General features: G+C 42.2%; 15 protein-coding genes and 1 pseudogene. 11 read left to right on the top strand and 5 right to left on the bottom strand.

From position 1 onward, the window contains the following. Positions 1–143: 143 nt before the first annotated feature. Both ENH88_RS01930 and ENH88_RS01925 read left to right on the top strand, forming a co-directional pair. Positions 144–518: pseudogene (locus ENH88_RS01930) on the top strand (DUF1287 domain-containing protein); the annotation flags it as partial. Between the two features lie 37 nt (positions 519–555). Further along, positions 556–960 (top strand): DUF1801 domain-containing protein, encoded by a 405-nt coding sequence (locus ENH88_RS01925; protein WP_304178887.1) that lies wholly within the window; start codon positions 556–558, stop codon positions 958–960. A 50-nt stretch (positions 961–1010) separates the two neighbouring features. Here the strand turns inward: ENH88_RS01925 and ENH88_RS01920 are convergent, their stop codons facing one another. Beyond that, a complete protein-coding gene (locus ENH88_RS01920; protein WP_304178886.1) occupies positions 1011–3191 on the bottom strand; it encodes an OsmC domain/YcaO domain-containing protein in 2181 nt (726 codons plus the stop codon). Between the two features lie 394 nt (positions 3192–3585). On the opposite strand from ENH88_RS01920, the gene ENH88_RS01915 reads away from it, so the two are divergent. Together ENH88_RS01915 and ENH88_RS01910 are read left to right on the top strand one after the other, a co-directional pair. Then, positions 3586–4020, top strand: a complete 435-nt coding sequence (locus tag ENH88_RS01915; RefSeq protein ID WP_182717572.1) for an antitoxin Xre/MbcA/ParS toxin-binding domain-containing protein — start codon at positions 3586–3588, stop codon at positions 4018–4020. Then, complete coding sequence (locus ENH88_RS01910) at positions 4020–4493, top strand: RES family NAD+ phosphorylase (RefSeq protein ID WP_304178883.1); 474 nt, start codon at positions 4020–4022, stop codon at positions 4491–4493. The genes ENH88_RS01915 and ENH88_RS01910 overlap by 1 nt, the downstream gene beginning before the upstream one ends. Before the next feature lie 137 nt (positions 4494–4630). Here the strand turns inward: ENH88_RS01910 and ENH88_RS01905 are convergent, their stop codons facing one another. Together ENH88_RS01905 and ENH88_RS01900 are read right to left on the bottom strand one after the other, a co-directional pair. Then, complete coding sequence (locus tag ENH88_RS01905) at positions 4631–6013, bottom strand: Na+/H+ antiporter NhaC family protein (RefSeq protein WP_304178881.1); 1383 nt, start codon at positions 6011–6013, stop codon at positions 4631–4633. Positions 6014–6319: 306 nt separating this feature from the next. Continuing rightward, positions 6320–7222 (bottom strand): AraC family transcriptional regulator, encoded by a 903-nt coding sequence (locus tag ENH88_RS01900; protein ID WP_304178880.1) that lies wholly within the window; start codon positions 7220–7222, stop codon positions 6320–6322. Between the two features lie 188 nt (positions 7223–7410). On the opposite strand from ENH88_RS01900, the gene ENH88_RS01895 reads away from it, so the two are divergent. The 7 genes from ENH88_RS01895 (at position 7411) to map (ending at position 13167) form a co-directional block, all read left to right on the top strand. Then, positions 7411–8931: an aldehyde dehydrogenase family protein gene (locus tag ENH88_RS01895; protein ID WP_304178878.1), complete on the top strand. Its 1521-nt coding sequence runs from the start codon at positions 7411–7413 to the stop codon at positions 8929–8931. 205 nt (positions 8932–9136) lie between these two features. Continuing rightward, complete coding sequence (locus tag ENH88_RS01890; RefSeq protein ID WP_304178876.1) at positions 9137–10147, top strand: transposase; 1011 nt, start codon at positions 9137–9139, stop codon at positions 10145–10147. Positions 10148–10569: 422 nt separating this feature from the next. After that, complete coding sequence (locus tag ENH88_RS01885) at positions 10570–11448, top strand: PhzF family phenazine biosynthesis protein (protein ID WP_304178873.1); 879 nt, start codon at positions 10570–10572, stop codon at positions 11446–11448. Positions 11449–11560: 112 nt separating this feature from the next. Then, a complete protein-coding gene (locus tag ENH88_RS01880) occupies positions 11561–11737 on the top strand; it encodes a hypothetical protein (protein ID WP_304178872.1) in 177 nt (58 codons plus the stop codon). A gap of 88 nt (positions 11738–11825) precedes the next feature. Next, positions 11826–12023 (top strand): CPXCG motif-containing cysteine-rich protein, encoded by a 198-nt coding sequence (locus ENH88_RS01875; protein WP_304178870.1) that lies wholly within the window; start codon positions 11826–11828, stop codon positions 12021–12023. A gap of 134 nt (positions 12024–12157) precedes the next feature. Beyond that, complete coding sequence (locus ENH88_RS01870) at positions 12158–12385, top strand: ParD-like family protein (protein ID WP_304178868.1); 228 nt, start codon at positions 12158–12160, stop codon at positions 12383–12385. Further along, on the top strand, positions 12382–13167 hold the full coding sequence (map, locus tag ENH88_RS01865) for a type I methionyl aminopeptidase (RefSeq protein ID WP_304178867.1): 786 nt from the start codon (positions 12382–12384) through the stop codon (positions 13165–13167). The genes ENH88_RS01870 and map overlap by 4 nt, the downstream gene beginning before the upstream one ends. 111 nt (positions 13168–13278) lie before the next feature. Here the strand turns inward: map and ENH88_RS01860 are convergent, their stop codons facing one another. Continuing rightward, complete coding sequence (locus tag ENH88_RS01860; RefSeq protein ID WP_304178864.1) at positions 13279–16242, bottom strand: TonB-dependent receptor; 2964 nt, start codon at positions 16240–16242, stop codon at positions 13279–13281. A 73-nt stretch (positions 16243–16315) separates the two neighbouring features. Continuing rightward, positions 16316–18979 (bottom strand): glycoside hydrolase family 16 protein, encoded by a 2664-nt coding sequence (locus ENH88_RS01855; protein ID WP_304178862.1) that lies wholly within the window; start codon positions 18977–18979, stop codon positions 16316–16318. Between the last annotated feature and the right edge of the window lie 380 nt (positions 18980–19359).

The raw sequence follows: 19359 nt of genomic DNA, 5'->3' as shown, positions 1-19359 counted from the left end.
TTAAACCAACCCGTTGGGCGTTTCACAGGAACTTACTCTCTGCGTTATTACTTCTTAAAAGGGACTGCCATTCTTGCAAAGTAACGCCTTGATATTAAGCCCCTGTGAAACGCTGAATTCTGCATCTTGAGGAGGTTTGGGTATATAGAGCGCTGGGTATCGATTTACAAAAATTAGTGCATGAAGATATGCGCGATAATTTTTCAGCGTACCCTTCAACAAGAATATGGGGGTTAACTAAGCCCGATAGCAATATTGATCATCGCCGAGTGCCAAACTTACAAACCTTCTTTAAACGCCATGGCACAATGCTCCCTATAACTAATAATGCTGATACCTATAAAGCGGGCGATATTGTTACATGGATGCTGCCGGGTAATTTGCCACATATTGGTATCGTGGTAGATACATACGCAGTAGATAACAAAACGCCGCTTATTGTGCATAACATAGGGGCAGGGTCGCAGCGTGAAGACGTGCTGTTTCGCTATAAAATTACCGGGCATTATCGGTATTAGCTATCAGAGTAAAGGCTTTTTAAGCAAGGGTGATCACATGGATGAGCAAGTAAAACAAAAGTTTACGACTTACCCTTCACAGGTTGCAGTTGTCTTAAATGAAGTTCGAGAGCTTATATTCCGTGTTGCAAAGCAAGATGGCATCACCGAGCTTGAAGAAACTTTAAAGTGGGGGGAACCGAGTTATATTTCAAAAATAGGCTCGACCATTCGTTTTGATCACAAACCAAAATCAGCGGGGCAATTTTGTATTTACTTTAACTGTAAAACTAAACTGATTGAAACATTCAAAGAGCTTTATGGCGATACGTTTATTTATGAGGGGAACCGTGCTTTGGTGTTTAAGCTCAATCAAACGCTACCAAGTAAAGAGCTCGCGCATTGTATATCGCTGGCTTTGCGCTATAAAAAAATAAAGCACCTGCCAATGCTAGGTGCTTAAATAAAATGGGTTGCTTGCGCGCTATAAAGAGCAAAAGCGGCTGACACTCTTTATTTGGCTCTTGCAGCGCGTGCGGCGTGTAGCTTTTTATAACTGTCGATTAAACGCTGATGACGCTCTAACCCTTCAAGTTGCATGTTAGTTGGTGTTAAACCGTAGAACATCACATCACCATTGATAGAGCCGACTACTGCATCCATTACTTGTTGGCCAAACATACGGGTGAAGCTGTGAATGTAGTCTTCAATTTCTAAATCATCACTAAGCGCAACTTCTAATGTCGCGTGCATTGCTTGATAAAATAAGCCGCGTTCAACGGTGTTATCGTTAAACTGCAAGAAGGTCTCAACCAGCTCCATGGTCGCTTCTAAATCACCCAGTGCCAAATAAATTAGCAGCTTAAGTTCAAGAATGGTTAACTGACCCCATACCGTGTTTTCGTCAAACTCAACGCCAATTAAAGTAATAATGTCGGTGTAGTTATCAAGCTGACTGTCTTCTAAACGCTCAACTAAATCGGCAAGTTGATCTTCATCTAAACTATGTAGGTTTAAAATATCTTCGCGGTATTTAAGTGCTTTGTTGGTGTTATCCCAGATTAAGTCTTCTACTGGGTAAACCTCTGAATAATCAGGCACTAAAATACGACACGCAGTACCTAAATCTGAAAATTCAGCAATGTAGGCTTCTTTACCTAAATCTTTTAAAATACCGAAAAGGCTTGCGGTTTCTTGTTCGTTGGTGCCTGAGAAATCCCACTCAACAAACTCATAATCGTGCTTCGCACTGAAAAAACGCCATGAGATCTTACCGGTAGAATCAATAAAGTGCTCAACAAAGTTTTCAGGCTCAGATACGGCCATGCTGTTGAAGGTTGGCTTAGGTACGTCGTTTAAACCTTCAAAGCTGCGACCTTGTAATAGCTCTGTTAAGCTGCGTTCAAGGGCGACTTCAAAACTTGGGTGGGCGCCAAATGAAGCAAATACGCCACCGGTTTTCGGGTTCATTAAAGTAACGCACATCACGGGGAATTGCCCGCCTAGGGATGCATCTTTCACAACGACCGGAAAGCCTTGCTCCTCTAAGCCTTTAATACCGGCAACAATGCCAGGATATTTAGCAAGTACCGCTTCTGGCACGTCTGGCAATACCAGTTCTTGTTCGATAATTTGGCGTTTAACGGCGCGCTCAAAAATCTCAGATAAACATTGTACTTTGGCTTCGGCAAAGTTATTACCGGCGCTCATACCGTTACTTAAAAATAAGTTTTCAATCAAATTTGATGGAAAATACACCGTTTCGCCGTCAGAGTGGCGAACATACGGGATCGAGCAAATGCCGCGCTCAACATTGCCTGAATTCGTGTCAATAAGATGAGAGCCACACAGCTCATCTTCAGGGTTATAAATGCTCAGCGTGTAGTCGTCTAAAATACCTTGCGGTAGTGAATCATCATCGCTGAGCTGAAACCATTTTTCATTCGGGTAATGCACAAACTCGCTATTGGCAATTTCTTCGCCAAGGAATTGGTCGTTGTAGAAAAAGTTACAGTTTAAACGTTCAATAAATTCGCCAAGGGCAGAGCATAATGCGCTTTCTTTGCTGGCACCTTTACCATTGGTAAAACACATCGGTGATGCCGCATCACGAATATGCAATGACCATACATTTGGTACGATATTGCGCCACGATGAAATTTCAATTTTCATGCCTAACTCGGCCAAAATCGCGGTCATATCAGCAATGGTTTGCTCAAGCGGTAAATCTTTACCTAAAATAAAGGTGTTATCGCTGCCTTCAGGTTTTGCCATCAGCATCGCTTGTGCGTCATTATCTAAGCTTTCTACTGCGTCAATTTTAAATTCTGGCACAGTTTGAATCACGCGCTTAACGGTACAGCGGTCCACCGAGCGCAGGATACCAGTGCGGTCTTTTTCAGAAATACCTTCAGGGAGTTCAACCTGAATTTGGAAAATTTGGTTGTAACGATCTTCAGGATCAACAATGTTGTTTTGCGCAACACGAATACCATCGGTCGAGATATCTCGGGCATTACAATACACTTTAATAAAGTACGCAGCACACAGAGCTGAAGATGCTAAAAAGTAGTCAAATGGACTTGGCGCAGAGCCATCGCCTTTGTAACGGATCGGTTGATCCGCAATGACTGAGAAATCGTCAAACTTAGCTTCTAATCTAAGATTATCGAGAAAATTAACTTTAATTTCCATTGAGTTGGTCCACCTTCGTGCGCACTAATAAGTAAGGCTTGCAGGTGTTTGCGCCAGACTTTGTCAGTGTATTTTCATTTGGCTGCAATTATCCGCTTTTTAGGGCTGCACATACAAGTAATTGTCGAGGTTAATTGGAAAAAGAGTAAAGTTCGCGAGGGTAAAGTTAGCAAGGTTAAAGGTCAAAGTTGTTAGTGTGTTTGAATTTACTCAAAAGAGAGTACTTTACATTAGACTTATACAGAATTAGAAAACTGAATGGTGCGCCTATGTAGTATGAGATGCAAGAACCCCAGCGGCCATCTCGTTCAGCTATCAGTGAATAGCGCTATGTTACCTTGCTAGTTTTGACACTTGGTATTATAATTAACGACAATTGTCGCTGGAGGTGTTTATGGAAACTTTAAAGTTTGATTTTATAAAAGTAGTGAGTGGTGGGTTAATCACTAACAACTCTAATGCATTAGAAGAAATTACTGTTGCTACTACAGGCTTGAAAGCTTCGTCCATTTTCCTTCTTAGTAAATCGCTTGGATGGGAACAAAAACTAATAGCTAAGACTATTGGTACTACTACGCGGACATTAGAGCGACATGTAAAAGAGCGCAAACGTTTAGGTATTAACTTAAGTCAAAATGCATTGGAAGTTGCACGTTTGTCATCTATAGGTATTTCATACTTTGGTGATGTAAAACGTTGGAATGAGTGGCTGAACACCGCTCATACACAGTTCGATGGCAAAGCGCCAAAAGAATTTTTGCATACTATTCGCGGTCGTGAATTAATTAAGCGGATTATTAATGGGCTAGAGTATGGATTCACTGCCTGATGATTTGTTACAGGATTGCCCCTACTGAACATAACAATGCAAATAACGCACTGTCAGGCATAGGTGGGCTTTATGCAGAAGGTAGATGGCACATGGTTGGTAAACCTGTTGTTTATACAGCAAGTAGCCGCTCCCTTGCAATGCTTGAGAGGTTAGTGAACGACTCTACGGATATACTTAACAAGCAACTATCAGTCACATCGATATTAATACCTGATAAACTGAAAATTAAACGCTTGGTTGTATCTGATCTACCAAGTGACTGGGATGATCACCCTTATATATTAAAAACCCAAATAGTGGGTAGCGACTGGTTAACGAGTATGGGAGAAGCTGTACTGCAAGTTCCTTCGTCTGTTTGTTCAGATGAATATAATTTTATCATAAATCCCGCGCATACTGATGCAGATGAAATAAAATGCGTTGAATGCCAACCATTTAGTTACCCTAAAAGATTGGCTTTAAAACTTTAGTGATTTAGTAAGCGGCTGATTCGAACCACTTACTATCTGGTACAGTGTTGCTTGCTCAATTAGAGTAGCTGTCTAGTTAAATGATGGGTTTATTTTTAACCTTTAACCTTGCCAACTTTCCTCTTAAACCTATCTGCCTAAGCAATCACTAAAAACCCGACAAACGCGCAGGCTGCTGCGATGAGTGTATAGGGCAGTTGAGTAATAGCGTGACTCATTAAGTTACAGCCTGAGCCTTGCGCTGCTAGTACTGTTGAGTCTGAGTAAAAGCATGCTTGGCTACCAAATGATGATGCTGATAATAGCGCACCAATCACCAATGGTATATTTGCATCAACGGCGACAGCCAGTGGCATCACAATCGGGATGGTTACCGCAAAAATACCCCAGCTTGAGCCCGTTGCAAACGCCAAAATAGCCATGGCTAAAAACACCACGGCAGGTAAATAGCCTGCGGTCATAAATGGGCTGAGTGATTCAATGACAAACTGCGGTAATAGCAGTTGGTCGCAGACATCTTTAAAAATAAATGCGGCGATCACAGTTCCTATCGCTGGCAACATGCTTTTAAAACCATCGAGCATTTTTTCAATCATTTCGGCAAATGGCATTAGTTTTTGCAGCATATAAAATGGGATCGTCACGGCGAATGTCGCTAATAACCCTTTGTACACGTCGATGTCAAAATACACAGTAAAGGCAACGAGCAATAAAATAGGCAGTAAAAAGTTGTACAGTTTGCCGTGGCTGTCTGCGCTTTCAAAGCTTTCTTCAACGGCTTTGACTGCGTATTCATCGGCTGTTTGCACTTCGTTGTACTGCGCAGGATCGACTTGCGGTTGCTCTTGCATCGCCTGTAATTGGGCTTTTTTCATCGGCCCAAATAAAGGGATAACGCCAAGCACCACTAATGGGACTATTAATACCGCAAACCAAGCGTACAACATATAGGGTATGGCTTGAATATACACGGCAACACCTTGGCCTTCGCCGGCTATGTTGTTATCAACCAATAAGCCGCCAAAAAATACTGCCCATGTAGACAGTGGTACTAGTACGCAAATTGGCGCTGCGGTAGAGTCGACCACGTAGGCAAGCATTTCACGGCTGATTTTAAATTTATCGGTAATGCGTTTCATGGTTTCGCCCACGGTAAGCGCATTGAGGTAATCGTCGATAAAAATCACGATACCGAGCAAAAAGGTCATGCTCAACGATGAGCGTGGGCCTTTACAAAAGCGCAGCGCAAAACTGCCAAATGCTGCTGCACCACCGGTGCGCACGAGCAATGCGATTAACGCACCAAAGCCACCACACACTAGAATAAGCCAGCCGATTGTTTCATCGACCATCACTTTTAATGATGCCGCAGCAAAGTTGCTAAGCATTTCAACAGGGTTAAGCATAGCGAGGCCAACAAGGGCGCCGATCAGCAAAGATAAAATAGGACGACGTAACACGATCGCCAAAATCACCACCACAATTGGCGGCACAAGACTTAACGCAGAAGGTTCAAGCATTTAAGTATTCACAAAATAAAAAGCATTTGAGTAATTGACTCAAACTGCTTAACAAAAACAAAGAATGTTAGCCCAACGGCTGATATTCCAAGTCACTGCTTTTGCACGCAGAAGTCACTGTTAGGTTTCGCGGTGGGTTTAGCACAAGTGCGACACAGTAAAGTGCGTTGGCTTGGCGCCAGACGGTGCAGGGGATGCATGCCGCTATTGTTATGCCGATAAAAACATCAGCGGGAAAATAATCTGCAATTGCGTTCGAGTCAATAAAAACTTTTAATTTAGTTAAAAATTCTTAATAGATGAATATTAATGCTTACATTGTTTAGGTGAAACACCAAATTTTTGCTTAAATAAACGGCTAAAGTGGCTGGGGTTGGTAAAGCCAAGATCGTAGCAAACTTGACTTATTTGTTGCCCAGATTGCAGAAGTTGGCGAGATTTCTTTAATCTTAGCTGTTGTTGCCACATGGCCGGACTTTGCCCAAAGGCGAGTTTGAATTGCTGGTAAAATTTACTACGGCTCATGCAGGCAATTTTACATAAAGTATCGATATCTAAAGTTTGATTAAGATGTTCTTTAATAAAGTGCAGGGCATCGGTTAATGGGCACGCAATAGTTTGTTGGCAACTGGCGAGCATTAAATCGCGGCTTTGTTGCTGTAATAATCGAGTGATTAATTCATTAACCGACAGCTCAATTAAATAATGGCGATCTTGCTCGTTTTCACTGAATAACCCAATCATCCGTTCAAGCAACTGTTGGGTTTGTTGATTATGCTCGGTATGCACCAGCTTTGGAATGTAATGAAAAAAGTCATCGCTGCTTATTTGCTGCTGTATATTTAGCGCGTCAGCTACTTGGCTGATTTTATCGCGGCTAATTTCGATTGCCAAACAGGTGGTAGGTTGCAGCATTGATGCTTCAGGAAAGTCGATTAACACCCCTTGCTCGGGTGCTAATACAAAAGATTGCTGGGGTAAAAACTCTTCATGGTAGTTACTGTCGGCAACGTGCATGATTTTTTTACCGCTGATCATGCCGCAAAATAGCAGTTCACTGGAATGCAGTGCTACTTTTTGCGCATCTTGGTAGGTGTCATAAATGCTCAGCTCGGCGTTGTCTGAGGCAAACGTAATTTTATTTTCGATCAGTACATCAACCGCTTGGCGCTTTTTAGTCAGTTTTTCAGTCAATAACGTGGTATTCATTTTATTTCCTTTAAACACGACCAACAGAGTTTGGACGCACAGACATGTTTTTTGGACAGCTAATCAAGTTTTTATGCCTGTTATGAGCTAATGTCAACAGATGGCGGATAAATAAACAACAATCTCCCGCCAAACTTAGTCAATTTGATTAAATTAAAAAGCAACATTTTGAATAAAGGATACACACAATGATCTATGCAAATCCTGGCAGCGACGGCGCACTCATTAACTTTAAATCTCAGTATGGTAATTACATTGGTGGACAATGGCTTGAGCCTGTAAATGGGCAGTACTTTGATAATATTAGCCCCGTTAATGGTAAAGTATTTTGTAAAGTACCACGCTCTGATAAAGCGGATATTGAGCTTGCCCTTGATAAAGCCCATGCAGCCAAAGCCGCTTGGGGCACAACTTCAGTAACGGCACGTAGCAATATTTTGCTGAAAATTGCTGATCGCATTGAGCAAAACCTTGAGCTACTTGCAGTTGCCGAAACGTGGGACAACGGTAAAGCCATTCGCGAAACATTGGCGGCTGATATTCCGCTGGCGGCAGATCATTTTCGTTATTTTGCCGGTTGTATTCGCGCTCAAGAAGGCAGTATTGGCGAGATAGACGAAACCACAGTCGCGTATCATTTTCATGAGCCACTGGGCGTAGTTGGGCAAATTATTCCGTGGAACTTCCCAATTTTAATGGCCGCATGGAAACTCGCACCAGCGCTTGCCGCGGGTAACTGTGTGATTCTCAAACCCGCTGAACAAACACCTGTGTCTATTTTAGTGTTGATGGAAATCATTGGTGATTTACTGCCTGCTGGCGTGCTTAATGTGGTAAATGGCTTTGGTAAAGAAGCGGGCGAAGCATTAGCAACCAGCACGCGCATCGCCAAAATTGCCTTTACCGGCTCAACCCCAGTGGGCTCACACATTTTAAAATGTGCTGCGGATAATATTATTCCATCAACTGTTGAGCTCGGTGGTAAATCACCGAATATCTTTTTTAACGATGTGATGGAAAAAGACGATTCCTTCCTAAGTAAAGCCATTGAAGGCGCAGTACTTGCGTATTTTAACCAAGGTGAAGTGTGTACTTGTCCGTCGCGACTATTTATTCAAGAAGATATTTACGAGCAGTTTATTGAGCGTATTTTAGAGCGCACATTAAAAATTAAACGCGGTAACCCGCTTGATAGTGAAACCATGGTGGGTGCACAAGCATCAAAAGCCCAATTTGATAAAATTCTCAGCTACATCGAAATTGGTAAAAAAGAAGGCGCACAAGTGCTCACTGGCGGTAATGTAGAGCAACTAACGGATGAACTAAATGGTGGTTATTACATTCAGCCAACATTGTTAAAAGGCACGAATGATATGCGGGTATTCCAAGAAGAGATTTTTGGCCCGGTTATTTCAATGTCGACCTTTAAAGACGAAGCCGAAGCACTCGAACTGGCTAACAGCTCAGAGTTTGGTTTAGGCGCAGGGGTATGGAGCCGCAACATGAACCGCGCTTATCACTTTGGCCGCAAAATAGAAGCAGGCCGTGTATGGACCAACTGCTACCATATGTACCCAGCACATGCGGCGTTTGGTGGCTATAAAAAATCAGGCATCGGCCGCGAAACTCACAAGCTTGCCCTTGATCATTACCAACAAACTAAAAATTTATTAGTAAGCTACAGCGAAGATCCGCTCGGCTTTTTTTAAATAAAGTGTTTTAGTTTAAACAAACAATCGATAAGTAATAACAGCGCTGCATTGTTGCAGCGCTTTTTGTTTGCCCAGCGAAGCTGGCATTCATTTGAAAGAAAGGAAATAATAGGAAATAATAGGACAGGCATAAAAAGCCCCTTGTAAAATCTATACAGTGAACTACTGTTATTATATCCAGTATAAGTAATGGTTATAAGTCATGACAAGAGCAAGAAAATGCCTAATTGATTTAGCATCGACATCGTATTATCACTTAATTGCTCGATGTGTTCGGCGCGCCTATTTATGTGGTGATGACCAATACACAGGTAAAAACTTTGACCACCGTAGAGAGTGGCTGGTAGCGCGTATCAAGTTTTTAAGCCGCGTATTTGCCATTGAAATTGCAGCATACGCTGTGATGAGTAACCATTATCATCTTGTTGTAAAAGTGAACCGCAGTGAAGCACTGGATTGGAGTGATGATGAAGTGATCGCGCGCTGGTATCAACTTTATAATGGCCACCCATTGGTAGAGCGATATAAAAATGGTGAGCAGTTAGGTACAGTTAACCAGTGCTACTTAGATGACATAATTGCTACATGGCGAGCAAGGCTTTACGACATCAGCTGGTATATGAAAAATCTGAATGAGTACATCGCTCGCGAAGCGAATAAAGAGGATAACTGCACTGGGAAATATTGGGAAGGGCGCTACAAATCACAAGCGTTATTAGACAACCTATCCGTTTTACGGTGCATGGCGTATGTTGATTTAAATCCCATTAGAGCGAATGTGGCTAAGAGCCTTGAAGGCAGCGATTTTACTTCAATTCAAGAACGTATAGCTCACTTTAAAACATACAAACAAAATAGCAATAACACGTCTAACCCTTGTAACAAACAAGATGAAACTCAACACCAGAGCGAAGGACAGCCTCCGCAGTTAAGGCCTTTTGGGGGGAATCATCTTGCGCACACAATTCCCTTTACTTTAGTTGACTATTTGGAGCTCGTTGATTGGAGTGGCAGACATATTGACTCAAAGAAAAAAGGGCATATAGATAAAACCATTCCGAAGATACAGACAACATTAGAAATAGAAGAAGTTGTCTGGCTAGAATCAATTCAACGTTTTAGACAACAATATGCAAACTTTGCTGGCACACAGCAACGTTTAAAACAACATGCCGCACAAAATGATGTTAAATGGTACAAAGGGGCAGGCTAGATAATTTGCCGAAGAACATTAAAAGGTAACCATCTTCACTTTTAATAAAGCGATTTTCGCTTTACCTACCTGTTATCTTATAAAGAAAATGAACCCGATAAATTGGTATATCAAACATACTAAACGGCTGTCGCAGTCAAAAGTACGGTATGTCTAAAGTAATTTTAAGCGACAAAAATTGAATACTCATCACGTGTGGCCTTCAAAAATATAATTGCCTGTCCCATTATTATTTTTTAAAAAGCCACTAAAACCACTCTCAAAAAGCCACATAAAGCACCAAACCACGCTTATTCCCAGCACAGTCGAAAGGCACTAAACGATTGAATCAATATAGAAACTCGACTATGGTTGATAGATCAATAAAAATAAATTAAAAACGAGCAATTCTATAGGCTCGGTATACGGAGAAATTGATATTGATGGAAATTGAAGCTTATTTGGTTAATTCTTTTATTGCTAATGGCAGTGGGGGAAACCCTGCCGGTGTTGTATTGCAGGCAGATAATTTGTCTAACCAAGAAAAACTAGCAATAGCGCAAGCTGTTGGTTATTCGGAAACTGCGTTTGTGTCTCAAGATGACGAAGTCGACTTTGCGTTGTCTTTTTTTACCATAACAGGTGAAGTTGATTTCTGTGGTCACGCAACATTAGCGGCATTTTCAATAATGCATCAAAAGGGGATGGTAACCGCAGGGCAGTATGTGCAAAGAACTAAAGCCGGTAAACTGGCCGTCACTATAAAGTCTAACGGCCATATAGTGATGGAGCAGAAGTTACCTGAATACCTTGGCGGTTTTAGCCACCAAGTAATAGCAGAGTTAATTGGCATTGATGCGACAATTTTAGAGTCAACTCAGTTACCGGTTGAGGTTATTTCAACAGGCTTGGTTGATATTATTGTGCCAGTGCCACATGGGTATCTGGATAAGATCCAAGTGAATGAAGATTTACTCAGTGATTTTTGCAAAAAACATGATGTTGTTGGTCTCCATGCGTTTGAATTGTGCAAGAAAGACAGTGAGCTGACAGCGAGTTGTCGAAATTTCGCTCCTTTATTTGGTATTCCTGAAGAATCAGCTACGGGGAGTGCTAATGGAGCATTAGCATGTTATTTAACCAAGCACCTTAATGATGAACATACTCATTGTTTCACTTTTGAACAAGGCAGGGCAATGGGCTGTGTTTCAATTATTACAGCGTCAGTGGAGTTGAAAGAACAGAACATCAGCAAGGTCATGGTGGGTGGTTTTGCTCATCAGTTTGGGCTGCAGAAAGTTTCCTTGTCATCAGCAACTTAAACAGACTCGCAAAAGTCCTAGCATGGAGTGTTTTTAGGCATTGCTATGATTCTGACTCTATCACGAGACGAGCTTCGAAAAATATTATATGCGTGGCTGACGCGCAACCTACATGGATGCAAGATTAGTCGATACACCTTCAGGGTTGAGTAAGGTGATCATGCCTAATAAAGTGTACGTAAACAGACCCTGTGATAAGGGCTATTTTTACCAGCCTGATATTCCATATACTGGACTTGAGTGGACAACCGAGGCCTTACTTAAGCACGTTAAAAGTACGCTAGAGTAACTCAAATCAGCTTGTTTAATGGCGATGTTAAATAAGCTGCTATCTTACAATGTGACTCAACTACTTAACTGATGGAGTACCCAAACGGATGAATCAATTAACTGAAAAATCAATATCATGCCCGTATTGCGGCGAAACAATCGAAGTGCTGCTTGATCCTGCCGACGTTCAACAAAGCTATATAGAAGATTGCCAAGTATGTTGTAAGCCTATTAACTTCTTGGTGTTTACAGATGTTGATGAGGAACTTGCAGTCACTGTTTACAGTGAAGACGACGCTTTTTGATATTAATTGGCAGCCACTACAACAAAGCGTATCGATACTTTTTCTCTTTGGTGAATAACACACTGTAGTAGTTTATTTGCATTGTTCATTTTTTGCGAATATCATTTGTATACGTTTTATATATGGTTTGTATAATGGGTATTGTAAAAATTAGTGATGAGTTGCATGAAGAGATCAGAAAAGCGAGCTCTGCTATGGTGCGCTCGATTAATTCACAATCGGAATATTGGATAAAAATAGGGATGTTGGCGGAGCTTAACCCCACCATGACTTACAGTGACATTATTAAGCAACAGTTAAAGCTGGCCGATGTGAATACTGATGTGAATACTGATGTGAATACTAAGGAGAATAAAGCATGAGCGATGTGGTGATTAAAAATGCTGAGCAAATTGCCTTAATGCGTGAGTCGGGCAGGTTACTGGCTGCTGTATTTGCCTACCTTGATCCTTTGGTAACAGAAGGGGTCAGTACCATGCAAATTAATGATTGGGTTGAAAATTACATTGTTAATGAGCTTCAAGCACGCCCTTCAAGTAAAGGCCAGTACGATTATCCGTATGTTTTAAATGCCTCTATAAATGAGGTGGTGTGTCATGGTTTTCCAAATGAAAAGCACGTTTTAAAAGCAGGCGATATTGTTAATATCGATATCACTCTTGAAAAAAATGGCTACCTTGCAGATTCCAGTAAAATGTACATGATTGGCGAGGTATCACCACTTGCTAAGCGCTTAGTCGATAAAACCCAAGCCGCGTTGTGGCACGCTATTAATAGGGTGAAGCCGGGTGTTCGGTTAGGTGATTTAGGCAATGCGATTGCAAATTTTGCCCACCAAAATGGTTACAGTGTAGTAAAAGAATATTGTGGCCATGGTATTGGTGAGCAAATGCATGAAGGGCCTCAAGTACTGCATTATGGTAAGAAAAACACTGGCCTAGTACTCAAAGAGGGCATGACCTTTACCATTGAACCTATGATCAACCAAGGGGCTGCTAAAGTAAAAACCAAGCCTGATGGCTGGACTGTGGTTACCCGCGATAAAAAGCTCTCGGCGCAGTGGGAACATACCCTTGCTGTTACTGCCGATGGTGTTGAAGTATTGACACTCAGAGATGAAGAGCAAGGATTTTTAGAGTCGTAGACTCAATGTTAGCTGGTACTTTTTTAAGCGTGCAGAATGAGGTTTATGTTGTGTTTATAAAAAAGCCGCTCATTAAAAAGCGGCTTTTAGTAGGGGTGGAGAACCATTTATTTAGAATGTATAACGTGCACCAAGTGTATAGCGTGGCCCATACTGACGAGCAAATAAGAACTGCTCCTCGTAACGGCCATAGCCTTGTTCGGTTTCGTTGTTTAAGTTAAGACCTTCGAAGAACACAGTAACATTTTCAGTTACATCATAGTTTACACTCATATCTAATTGGCCAAACTCTCTAGCATATTGCGGCGGCGCATCAGACGAACCTTGTGCTTGACCCACACCAATGAGATAAGCATCACGCCATGCGTAGGTTACTTTGACCGATAAACCATCTTTTTCGTAAAACGCTTGGAAGTTAGCTGAATCGCTTAAGCCGGTTAGAGGCGCTTGTTGTTCTAAGTTTTCACTATCAAACTCGACATCACCATCAACAAAAGTAGCGTTAACACCTAGGCCAAAACCCGTTTCGCCAAATATGTGTTGTACAGCTACTTCAAAACCATCCACTGATTTACTCTCAGTGTTTTGTGGTTGACTTATATCCCATACAATTAAAGGATCATCGCTGGTGGGTTCTATTTGACCTTCAGCATTGCCATAACCATTTGCAATCATTTGATTAAAAATAGTTTTTGGAGTGATATCCGCCCCTTGAGCTTCAAGGTCTGCAACGGCCTGTTGATAGCGCGGGCCATCGAGGATATCGTGTAATCCTTCAATAGTGGTTTCGGTTATGGTGGTTTGAATAAAGTTATCAACATCTTTTTTGAAATAGCCAATCGATGCATAACTGCCTTCGCCGTAATAATACTCTAACGATAAATCGAGATTAGTCGATTCAAAAGGAAGTAGACCTGGATTGCCTCGACTACCAGTACGTGCATCTGGTTTAGGGCTGCCAGAGAGGCTTTGTCCACCCGCAAGGTTGCCAAGTGGTGCTCGTGACATGGTTTTACCCCACGACACACGGCTAACTAAATCATCGGTTATATCAACACGAATATCAATGTTTGGGAGCAATACATCATAATCAGCTTGTTCGGTAAGGAAGTTATTGTCGCCGCCTGGTTGATACTGGGTTATCCATTCTGACTCAGAAATCCAATTTACTTGCTGTTCTATTTTTTGCTTAACAGTACTTTCAACATCTGTTTGTTCATAACGCAAACCGGCGTTAACTTGCGTAAAGTAATTGGCAATATCAAACTCCCAAGTCGTTTGCACATAGATACTGTCAGTGATTTCTTCTACATTGCTTTGGCTGTCAATGCCATCAAAATAAGCATCCGTTGAATATACATTATCTTCTCCCACCACATCTTCGGTTAAATAAGCCAGTTGACGGGCAACCGCTTCATCAAAATCAAAGGTGTAATAGTAGTTAGGTTGTAAATCACTGCCGCCGCCAGCAAATTGATCTAGTAAATCACCGGTGTCATGGCGGGTAAACATGCTGTCTGGAAAGATTTCTGTGAACGATGGGTTAAAACCCGGACCGCCGCGTAAACCACTCCAAGCTTCATAACCGCCTGTAGTTTGTTTAGTTCGTGCAGCACCAAATTTAATGTTATTTAGGCCAATCTCGAAGCTGTCATTATACCAAGTAGCATCAAGTTGTAGCTGTTTTATATTTGATTCACCAGGTGAATGAATAAACTGGCTAAAATTTGAGTCAATCTCACCCGGCATTAATTCATTCGTGCCATTTTCCCAGTTCACCATTGCATGGGGGATATCACCGCTGCGGTAATCATAGATTTTATTGACTAGCTGATCTGAGCCTAAAATGACTTGACCATTGCTGCCCATGCCTTTATCGGCACCGTTATCGGTCTCATTTTTAGAGTCATGATAATCAAGCTCAACTTCCCAGTTGGTGCCAATTTTCCAGTCAAGGTTTAGGCCAATGGAGCGTGCTTTTACTTCGGTTGTTTCACGATTGGCAGTGAATGAAGAGTCATTACCACTGAAGTCAGCATACAGAGCAGTACCATTTCCATCCAGCTCATAACTATTAATATTACCACCAAAGTCATTCCAGATGCCCCAGCCAATGCTGTCTGAGCCGGTTATTGCTTCACTTGCCGTGTAATCAACGGTGGCAACAAAGTTGTCGGTGGGAGCAAATTGAAAAGTTAACTGCCCATTTGTACGTTCGCGTTGTAAGTCTTCAATGCTGTAGTTCATGTCTTTTGGGAAGAAATGATTACCGACACGCTTGCCTTCTTCATCAACAGCGCGAGGATCAACAAACGTGCCTTCTTCTAATGTTGGTAAAGTTACATTGGCATGCCAGCCTTGAATGTTAGCAGTTTGCTTTTGGAAATCACGGCGCTGATGCGAAAATGAAAAACCCACACCAAACATTTCGTCGTTAAAAGTATTGCTGTATACGGCTGAAATTTCAGGAGTAACATCGTTACCTTTTTCATTTGAGCTGTCGTATATTGCTTTAGCTGATGCTGAAAAATGCTGACCAGGCTGCTGTAATGGGCGGGTAGTGACAATATTCACTGTGGCGCCTAAACCGCCACTCGGTATATCGGCTTTAGCCGTTTTATATACTTCTAGTGCGCTGACGCCCTCAGACGCTAAGTTTTCCATATTAAACGAACGTGTGTTACCTGTGCCTGGCATTTGTCGGCCATTTAGTGTAACTAGGTTATAGGAAGGCCCAAAACCACGTACGGTAATTTGACTGCCTTCGCCATTGGCACGGCTAACTGATACACCAGTAATACGTTGCAGAGATTCAGCAAGGTTAGTGTCGGGAAATTTTCCCATTTCTTCAGCTGAAATGGCATCCATCACACCTGAGGCATCACGTTTTAAATCCATAGCGCGAATAAGTGAGCCTTTGATCCCTTTTACTTGGATCACTTCAATTTCGGGTTCATTGGTATTATTTAAATTTTGCTCTGCGGCATAAACCGGTGCAGCACTGGTGATGCCTGCGGCAATGACAAGCGACACAGTGGCTGCAAGATGACTCTTTTTAAAATTAATTGTGTTCATAATAGTCTGCTTATATACAAATTTGTTATCTAGGTTGGTAAGTTGTGCTTACCAACCCGTTTAATAGACGCTATTAGTTTTGCGTGATCATTGCGTTATCAATACGATACACCGCGCCATTGCCGGTGCCCCATGCAGGGAATATCATCACAACGTTAATGGCACTAATATCGAGGTCAGCGTCATACAGATCTTGTAAGTTAAAAGTAAAAGTTTGCCATTGCCCAACCAGCACTTGCTGGCCTTCGTTACTTGCCGTTAAAGGAAGCTCGACAAAGTTATCATCCAGAGTTGACTCTATTTTAAACAACCACTGCGAGTCAGCATCAGCAGGCGCTGAAACCACTTTCATATCAAATTGCACAACACCAGCGGCTAATAAGTGTGATGCATCGAACGACACGTCATCATCTGCTAAAAAGCCCATCACAGTTGGTTCGCTGCCAATCAAAAATTGCGCAACAGTTCCATGCTCTGCATCATCAGCTTCTTCGGTTGGTGTAGAGCCACCACAGCAATCCCAAATACTCCATTGCTCAGGTGTGGTATCTTTAAATAACACTAAGTCACTACCGGTTGGCATGGCTTCTGGGTTGTATATCTTGGCGTTATCAACTCGATAAACAGCCCCTTCGCCGCTGCCCCAAGCAGGGAATATCATCACTACATCAATGGCGCTAACATCAAGGCCTGCGGCTGCTAAATCTGCTAATCTGAAGGTATAAGTTTGCCACTCGCCTGCGCTTGGAACTGCGCCCTCAACACTGTCTGACAAGTTTACTTCAGCAAAGCTTTCTGTACCTGGTGATTCAAGTTTTAGTAACCATGGAGCATCCGCTGTATTTGGCATTGATGTTACTTTCATGTCAAATTGCACAACGCCTTTTTCTAAAATTGCGCTGGCATCAAATGGGGTTGCACTGCCACCAAATTCGCTGCGGTTAGTAAAGCCCATCACTGCAGGTTCTGCACCGATGCTAAATTCAGCTGTTAAACCGTGCTCAGCGTCATCCATTACTTCAATTGGCGTTGATGTAGGCGAAGAGCCCCACATTGGCCAATCTAGGTTTTGTCCATCAGTGAAAAGGGTGATTTCTGGCGATGCGCCTACATCACCTTCAATTGCGACATTAGCGATTAAGTATTCTGCCCCTTCACCTGCGCCCCATGCCGGGAACATCATAAGCACATCGATAGCACTTAAATCTAGGCCTCTTTCTTGCAGTGAAGCAAGTGTAAAGGTATAAGTTTGCCATTGACCAGTAACAGGCTCCACACCTTCTACACTTTCACTAAGGGGGACATCACCGGTGCTAGGGCCGCCTTCACCAGTTTCGGCTTTGAATAGCCAAGGTGTACCTGCTGCAGGAGGAGTTACTACTTTCATGTCAAATGTTAAGCGACCATTTAATTCAAGTAATGGTGACGCATCAAATGGCGCCGATGTTCCTGTAAAGTCATCAGGGAAATGACCACCGCGAGTTGAAAAGCCCAAAACAGTGCCATTGTTGTCATTAATATTAAACTTAACAACCTCGCCTTTATCATCATCAGCAATAATTTCAGGTACTGTGCCGCCACAGCAATCCCAAGCAAGCCAATTAGCATTTAGGCTGCCATCAAATATATCAAGGTTTTTTGCAACGCCATCGCTGGGTGGTATAGGAACGGGTGCTGCACCTTCAACTAACGCATCATCTAAGCTATCGTAGCCTGGGCGCACTGTTTCACAGCCTTTACCGGTTTCTGGGTTAGATGCACATTCGTACACACGAACGTAATCAATAGAGTAAGTTTGACCGTCGGCAAAGGCACCGGCATCGACACCTAAGTTATTAACGTTTTCTGGCCAATCACCGCCTACGGCTAAGTTTAGGATCATAAAGAATTCTTGATCGAATGGCGCACTGTCCCAATGAGTAACTAGCTCTCCAGAGCCTTGCTCATAGTATTCAGCAAACCAACCACGATGTTTTAAGCCAACCGCTTCGTCTTTTGAATTATAACGAACTTCAGATTGGCGTTGTGTTGCAAATAAATAGTCGTCTATATACCAACGAATTTCACCTTCTTGCCATTCAATTGCATAGGTGTGGTAATCATCGGCAGGATTCATGTCTTGTGGAAATTTATAAGCTTTACCAGAGCTGGCATTATTAGGCCATTCGCGACCATAATGTAAGGTGCCGTGGACATGTGATTCAAGGCTGCCGTCTTCGTTTGCTACCTTAAGGTTTACCGCTTCAAGAATATCAATCTCACCAGAGCGCGGCCAACCACCATAAACGGAATCCGTTGGCATCATCCAAAATGCTGGCCAACTACCTTGGCCTGATGGTAACTTGGCACGCATTTCAAAGCGACCATATTTAAAATCAGCTTTGTATTGGGTGGTGAGTCTTGCTGAGGTGAAGGGTTTATCTGCACCTTCTGCAGCTGGCAGGGCAACAATGTTGAGCATGCCATCGTTAATAAAGGCGTTGTCAGGGCTGTTGGTATAACATTGTTTTTCGTTATTGCCGCCGCCATCGCAGTTGATTTCGTAGTTCCATTTAGCAGCGTCAATTTCGCCACTGTCGAATTCATCGCTCCATACCATTTGCCAATCAGAAACAGGTTCTGCAGGATCAACCTTGGTAAAGTTTGATTCGGTTTCGGCGCCACCGCCACATCCCGCAAGCGTTGCTATCGAAATAGCAGCAACAAGTCGGCTTAATTTGATTGTTGTCATGTTCATCAGTTGAACCCCAGTTCGACAAAAAATTGGAAGAACATCGTTGATAATTATAATTGTGTATTTCAACGAATCTTGTAAGCGCTTACATTGAGAGGTAAAAAATATATCGTCAAAATGTAAGCGCTTACAAAAGCGTATGCCAATGTTTATATTTGGTCAACAAAATTAAGCTGTTTTTTTAACTTATATTTAACGCTTAGTGTGTTTTCGGTCTTTTAGTATTGGTTATTTATATTTATTTAGTTGTTTATTACTGAATAAACAACTGAACTTGCTCAGTTAACCATTATATAAATACGCGTGTGCGCTTAGAAAGCAGAAGCTGGAGTTGATGAAGCGGCAGCACAGGGAGCAAAAGCGGTTGCTATATAATTAGATTT

Origin of the sequence: Pseudoalteromonas prydzensis (assembly GCF_011050055.1) — a bacterium.
Lineage (GTDB): Bacteria > Pseudomonadota > Gammaproteobacteria > Enterobacterales > Alteromonadaceae > Pseudoalteromonas > Pseudoalteromonas prydzensis_A.
The sequence above is the reverse complement of the archived record's forward strand: the minus strand, read 5'-3'. Positions and strand labels throughout refer to the sequence as shown.

What these genes read in the sequence shown, in the direction of transcription:
- ENH88_RS01925 (WP_304178887.1), top strand. Translation starts at nt 556, where the DNA reads ATGGATGAGCAAGTAAAACAAAAGTTTACGACTTACCCTTCACAGGTT.
- ENH88_RS01920 (WP_304178886.1), bottom strand. Translation starts at nt 3,191, where the DNA reads ATGGAAATTAAAGTTAATTTTCTCGATAATCTTAGATTAGAAGCTAAG.
- ENH88_RS01915 (WP_182717572.1), top strand. Translation starts at nt 3,586, where the DNA reads ATGGAAACTTTAAAGTTTGATTTTATAAAAGTAGTGAGTGGTGGGTTA.
- ENH88_RS01910 (WP_304178883.1), top strand. Translation starts at nt 4,020, where the DNA reads ATGATTTGTTACAGGATTGCCCCTACTGAACATAACAATGCAAATAAC.
- ENH88_RS01905 (WP_304178881.1), bottom strand. Translation starts at nt 6,013, where the DNA reads ATGCTTGAACCTTCTGCGTTAAGTCTTGTGCCGCCAATTGTGGTGGTG.
- ENH88_RS01900 (WP_304178880.1), bottom strand. Translation starts at nt 7,222, where the DNA reads ATGAATACCACGTTATTGACTGAAAAACTGACTAAAAAGCGCCAAGCG.
- ENH88_RS01895 (WP_304178878.1), top strand. Translation starts at nt 7,411, where the DNA reads ATGATCTATGCAAATCCTGGCAGCGACGGCGCACTCATTAACTTTAAA.
- ENH88_RS01890 (WP_304178876.1), top strand. Translation starts at nt 9,137, where the DNA reads ATGACAAGAGCAAGAAAATGCCTAATTGATTTAGCATCGACATCGTAT.
- ENH88_RS01885 (WP_304178873.1), top strand. Translation starts at nt 10,570, where the DNA reads ATGGAAATTGAAGCTTATTTGGTTAATTCTTTTATTGCTAATGGCAGT.
- ENH88_RS01880 (WP_304178872.1), top strand. Translation starts at nt 11,561, where the DNA reads ATGGATGCAAGATTAGTCGATACACCTTCAGGGTTGAGTAAGGTGATC.
- ENH88_RS01875 (WP_304178870.1), top strand. Translation starts at nt 11,826, where the DNA reads ATGAATCAATTAACTGAAAAATCAATATCATGCCCGTATTGCGGCGAA.
- ENH88_RS01870 (WP_304178868.1), top strand. Translation starts at nt 12,158, where the DNA reads ATGGGTATTGTAAAAATTAGTGATGAGTTGCATGAAGAGATCAGAAAA.
- map (WP_304178867.1), top strand. Translation starts at nt 12,382, where the DNA reads ATGAGCGATGTGGTGATTAAAAATGCTGAGCAAATTGCCTTAATGCGT.
- ENH88_RS01860 (WP_304178864.1), bottom strand. Translation starts at nt 16,242, where the DNA reads ATGAACACAATTAATTTTAAAAAGAGTCATCTTGCAGCCACTGTGTCG.
- ENH88_RS01855 (WP_304178862.1), bottom strand. Translation starts at nt 18,979, where the DNA reads ATGAACATGACAACAATCAAATTAAGCCGACTTGTTGCTGCTATTTCG.